At 71.8% G+C, this 4818-nt stretch carries 6 protein-coding genes and 1 pseudogene; all 7 read right to left on the reverse strand.

The window, feature by feature from the left end; translation table 11 throughout:
- The coding region (gene tolB, locus JNL41_RS22145; RefSeq protein WP_293478455.1) for a Tol-Pal system beta propeller repeat protein TolB at nucleotides 1-1037 on the reverse strand (1037 nt) is incomplete at its 3' end.
- A 3-nt stretch (nucleotides 1038-1040) separates the two neighbouring features.
- Nucleotides 1041-1853: a hypothetical protein gene (locus tag JNL41_RS22150; RefSeq protein ID WP_293478456.1), complete on the reverse strand. Its 813-nt coding sequence runs from the start codon at nucleotides 1851-1853 to the stop codon at nucleotides 1041-1043.
- The gene (locus JNL41_RS22155; protein ID WP_293478457.1) at nucleotides 1850-2353 is read right to left on the reverse strand and encodes a biopolymer transporter ExbD; all 504 of its coding nucleotides are present in this window, start codon (nucleotides 2351-2353) and stop codon (nucleotides 1850-1852) included. Before JNL41_RS22155 ends, JNL41_RS22150 begins: the two co-directional genes overlap by 4 nt.
- A gap of 3 nt (nucleotides 2354-2356) precedes the next feature.
- Nucleotides 2357-3052 carry a protein TolQ gene (tolQ, locus tag JNL41_RS22160; protein WP_293478458.1) on the reverse strand — a complete coding sequence of 232 codons (696 nt, stop codon included), beginning with the start codon at nucleotides 3050-3052 and terminating at the stop codon, nucleotides 2357-2359.
- A gap of 53 nt (nucleotides 3053-3105) precedes the next feature.
- A complete protein-coding gene (locus tag JNL41_RS22165) occupies nucleotides 3106-3561 on the reverse strand; it encodes a YbgC/FadM family acyl-CoA thioesterase (protein WP_293478459.1) in 456 nt (151 codons plus the stop codon).
- A complete protein-coding gene (gene ruvB / locus JNL41_RS22170; protein WP_293478460.1) occupies nucleotides 3558-4586 on the reverse strand; it encodes a Holliday junction branch migration DNA helicase RuvB in 1029 nt (342 codons plus the stop codon). The genes JNL41_RS22165 and ruvB overlap by 4 nt, the downstream gene beginning before the upstream one ends.
- 121 nt (nucleotides 4587-4707) lie before the next feature.
- Nucleotides 4708-4818 (reverse strand): annotated as a pseudogene (locus JNL41_RS22175) (Holliday junction branch migration protein RuvA); the annotation flags it as partial.

The raw sequence follows: 4818 nt of genomic DNA on the forward strand, positions 1-4818 counted from the left end.
TCGCCGGTCGGGCTCCAGACCGGCGTGGTGTAGGACCCGCCTCCGCCGGAGATCCGCCGCGCGCCCGAGCCGTCGGCGCCCATCACGTAGATTTGCGGCGAGCCGGCGCGGTCCGAGGTGAAGGCGATGCGCGCGCTGTCGGGCGAGAAGCTCCCCGAGACGTCGATGCCGGGATCGGTGGTGAGCCTGCGCGAACTGCGGCTGGAGAGGTCCATCAGGTAGAGGTCGGAGTTGCCGCCGCGCTCCACCGAGAAGATCACCTTGCCGCCGTCCGGCGAGAAGCGCGGCGCGAACACCATGCCCTGGAAGCTGCCGAGGCTTTCGCGCCGCCCGCTCTGCAGGTTGTAGAGATAGACCGTGGCGCTGTCGGGCCGCAGCGCCATGTAGGTGATCTCCTGGCTCGTCGGCGAGAAGCGCGGGGTCATGACGATCGAGTCGCCGCTGGTCAGGTAGCTGGGGTTGGCGCCGTCCTGGTCCATGATGGCCAGGCGCTTGATCGTCTTCCCGCGCGCGCCGCTCTCGGCGACGAACACGACGCGGGTGTCGAAGTAGCCCTTCTCGCCGGTCAGCCGCTCGTAGACGGCGTCGGAGATCTTGTGCGCGACGCGCCGCCAGTTCTCCGGGCTGGAGGTGAACTGCTGGCCGATCATCTGGCGTTCGTACTGGACGTCCCACAGGCGCAGGTCGACGCGCAACTGGTTGCCCTCGACGCGGACCATGCCGCTCACCAGCGCCTGGGCGTTGATCTGCTTCCAGTCGGCGAAGCGGGGCTGCACGGCCGGCGTCAGGTCCTTCTCGATGAAGCTGGCCGGATCCAGCGGGCGGAAGAGGCCGGAACGCTGCAGGTTCGCGGCCACCACCTGCGCGATGTCGGCGCCGACCTGGCCGCCGCCGAACGCCGGCACCGCCACGGGCAGCGGCTGGACGTCACCGCGGGTGACCGAGACCCCGACCCCTTCCTGCGCCCTCGCGGGCGGGCCGCCCGCGACGGCGCCGAGGGTCAAGGCCAGCGCGGCGATGAAGACGTTGATCCGCATGCCTCAAGCTCCTGGTGTGCCGCAGTAGTCGCGGGCGGAAAAGTCGGCGTAGAAGCGCTGGCCCCAGTTCTCGCGCGGCTCCTTCACGAAGGGCTGCGAGCGGAGCACAGCCTGGCGCGCACGGAACTCCGCAGCGTCCTTCTGGGCCTCGTTGGCGGCGCCGCGCGACTCCACCGTCACGTCGCCCACGAGCCGGCCGCCGGCGCCGATGGTGAAGTGGGTCCGCACGATCACGTTGCGGGTGGCCGCGAGGCTGCAGTCGATGCTCCAGTTGCGCTCGAGCTCGTCCTGCATGTTGGAGGAGACCGCCGCGCCCGCGCTGGCGGAGAAGCCGTTGGTGGCGCGCGCCACCGGGGCCGTCGAAGGCCGGGTCGCGCCCTTCGGCGCGGCGGAGGGCCGCTGCGGCGCGTTGCGGGCCGGGCGTGTCAGACTGGCGGCCAGGGCGTCGAGGTCGAGGCTCTTCTCGGCCGGCTTGGACTTGGCGGTCGGCGAGGGCGCCTTCTCGGCGGGCCTGGCGGCCTTTGGGGTCGGCGTCGGCGCGGGCGCCGGCGTAGGGACCGGCGGGGGCGGCGCGGGCTCGGGCGGGGCTTCGGCGACCGGGGTCTCGGTCTGGGCTTCCTGTTCGACCGGGCCCTGTTCGGCCTGGCGCGCCTCGGCCGGGGCGCTGGAGACGATGGTCACCGGCACCACCGAGCCGGCGGTCACGTTGCGGGCGCCCCACTGGATCATGAAGGCGGCGGCCACGGCGACGTGCAGCACCAGCGACCCGAGGGCCGCCGGGCTCGTCTCGAACCGCCGGGCGCGCGCGCTCGTCATTCGGCGGTCGCGTCCTTGTCGCCTCCGGACCCCTCACCCCCCGAGGACGGGCCGCCGGTGTCGGTGATCAGGTTGATCGAGGTGAAGCCGGAGGTGGAGAGCGAGGCCATCACCTGGGCCACGACCGCGTAGCTCGCCTTGCCGTCGGCGCGGACGTAGATCGGCCGCGTGCGATCGGACGCCATCTCCTTCAGCCGCGGCGAAAGGTTGGCGAACGGAACCTCGCCGTCGCCCACGTAGAGCCGGCCGTCCGCGCGGATCGAGATGGTGATCGGGTCGGGCACGTCCTGCATGGCGCCCGCCTCGGTCTTCGGCAGCTCCACCGGCACGCCCGCCGTCAGCAGCGGCGCCGAGATCATGAAGATGATCAGCAGCACCAGCATCACGTCGACCAGCGGCGTGACGTTGATCTCGCTGAGCGCGCCGCGGCGCCCGCGGCCGTAGCGCCGGCGGCGCGTGCCGCCGCCGGCGGCGAAGGCGTCGTTGGTCGAGAGCGCCACCGGTCAGCCCCGCTCGGCCAGGCGGCGCTGGATGGCGGTGGAGAGGTCGTCGGCGAAGCCCTCCAGCCGCGCGGCGTACTTCCCGGCCGCGGTCGAGAACGCATTGTAGAAGATGTAGGCCGGAATGGCCGCGACCAGACCGATGGCGGTGGCGAACAGGGCCTCGGCGATCGAGGGCGCGACGATCGCGAGCGAGGTGTTCTTCTGGATGGCGATGGCCTGGAAGGACTGCATGATCCCCCAGACCGTGCCGAAGAGGCCGACGAACGGCGAGGCGGTGGCGACGATGGCCAGGGCGCCCAGGCCGTTCTCCACGCGCAGGGTCTCGCGGGCGATGGTGGCGTCGAGGTGGCGGTCGATCCGCGCGATCAGGAAGGCGGTCTGGCCCTCGGTGGCCTGGCCCTTGGCGCGGGCGTCGCGCCACTCCTTCAGCGCGCCCTGGAGCATGCGCGGCAGGGCGTGGGTGGGCCGTTCGCCCGCATCCTGGGCGACCTCCTCGAGGCTGCGGCCGGCGGCGACGGTGTCCTCGAACCTGTCGGCCTCGCGGTTCAGGGCCGTGAAGCGGACGAGCTTGTCGAGGATGATGGTCCACGACCACAGCGAGGCGACGCCCAGGCCGATCATCACGAGCTTCACCACCCAGTCGGCGTTCATGAAGATCGTCACGAGGTCGAAGCTCTGCGGCGTGACGGCGTCCATCTTGTCTCCTGAAAGGCGTGTCGGGGCGGTGTTGCTGGGGTTCGGTGGCGATCTTATGGCGCGAAGTACGGGCGTAGCTTTTCGACCATGTCGCGCGGCGGGCGTTTCGCGCGGCCCCGCATGTCGATGCAGACGGCCTGCAGCTTCGCCTCGGCGATGAGCTCCTCGCCGCGGACGATCCGCTGGCTGACCATGAGGCGCGGGCCCTGCACCGCGTCGTAGCTGGTGCGGACCAGGAGCGCGTCGTCGACCCGGGCGGCCTTCCTGTAGTCCACCTCGACGCGGACCAGCGTGAAGGCGGTGGGCTCGGCGAGCGCCAGCAGCTCGGTGTGGCTGATGCCGGCGATGCGGAAGAAGTCGCTCCGCCCGCGCTCGAAATAGCGCAGGTAGTTGGCGTGGTAGACCATGCCGGTGAAGTCGGTGTCCTCGTAGTAGATGCGCACCGGCAGGACGTGCTCGCGGCCGTCCAGCCAGCCCGAGGACGGCGAGGTGTCGGCGGGGACGCTCATTCGAACAGGTCCCCGGACGTGGCCGGCGGCGTGGCCCTGGGCGCGGCGAGGCCCAGGTGATCGTAGGCGCGGGCGGTGGCCATGCGGCCGCGCGGCGTGCGCTGGATGAAGCCCTGCTGCAGCAGGAAGGGCTCGATCACGTCCTCGACGGCGTCTCGGGCCTCGGCGATGGCGTAGGCCAGGGTCTCCACCCCGGCCGGGCCACCGGCGTAGTTCTCGATGAGCGCGCGCAGGTAGCGGCGGTCCAGCGCGTCGAGACCCTGTTCGTCCACGTCGAGGCGGGCGAGCGCGGAGGCGGCGTGCTTGCGGTCGATCACCGCTGCGCCGTCGGCGGCGGCGAAGTCGCGGACGCGGCGCAGCAGGCGGCCGGCGACGCGCGGCGTGCCGCGGGCGCGGGTGGCGATCTCGCGGGCGCCGTCCGGGGCGAGGTTGGTCCCCATCTTCGCCGCGGCGCCCAGCAGCACCTTCTCCAGCTCGTCGTGGGTGTAGAACTCCAGCCGGATCGGGATGCCGAAGCGGTCGCGCAGCGGCGTGGCCAGCAGGCCCGCGCGGGTGGTGGCGGCGACGAGCGTGAAGGGCGCCAGGTCGATGCGGATCGAGCGCGCCGAGGGGCCTTCGCCGATGACGAGGTCCAGCACGTGGTCCTCCATCGCCGGATAGAGGATCTCCTCCACGTTGGCGGCCAGCCGGTGGATCTCGTCGATGAAGAGGACGTCGCGCGGCTCCAGGTTGGTCAGGATCGCGGCGAGGTCGCCGGCCTTGGCCAGCACCGGCCCGGAGGTGGCGCGGAAGTTTACGCCCAGCTCGCGGGCGACGATCTGCGCGAGCGTGGTCTTGCCCAGGCCCGGCGGGCCGAACAGCAGGACGTGGTCGAGGGCCTCGGCCCGGTTCTTGGCGGCCTCGATGAAGACGCTGAGGTTGGCCTTGGCCTGCTGCTGACCCACGAACTCCGCGAGCGTCTGCGGCCTGAGCGCCTTGTCCGCCGGCTCGAACGCCTGCGGCTCCCCGGACACGATGCGGGTCATGGGCGAAGCCCGATCGACGAACCACCAAGAGCACGAAGCTCGCCAAGGCGACGCGGCCTGACTTGGTGCTCTCCGTGTCCTTGGTGGTTTGAATGGAAGCGCCTGTGGCGCTTGTCAGCGCTCACCGGCCCAGCTCCTGGAGGGCGGCCTTGATGAGGGCGGGGGGTTCGGCGTCTTCGCCGAGGCGGACGGCGGCGGCTTCGACGACGCGGCGGGCGGCGGGCTCGGCGAC

The organism is Phenylobacterium sp., assembly GCF_016793285.1.
Lineage (GTDB): Bacteria > Pseudomonadota > Alphaproteobacteria > Caulobacterales > Caulobacteraceae > Phenylobacterium.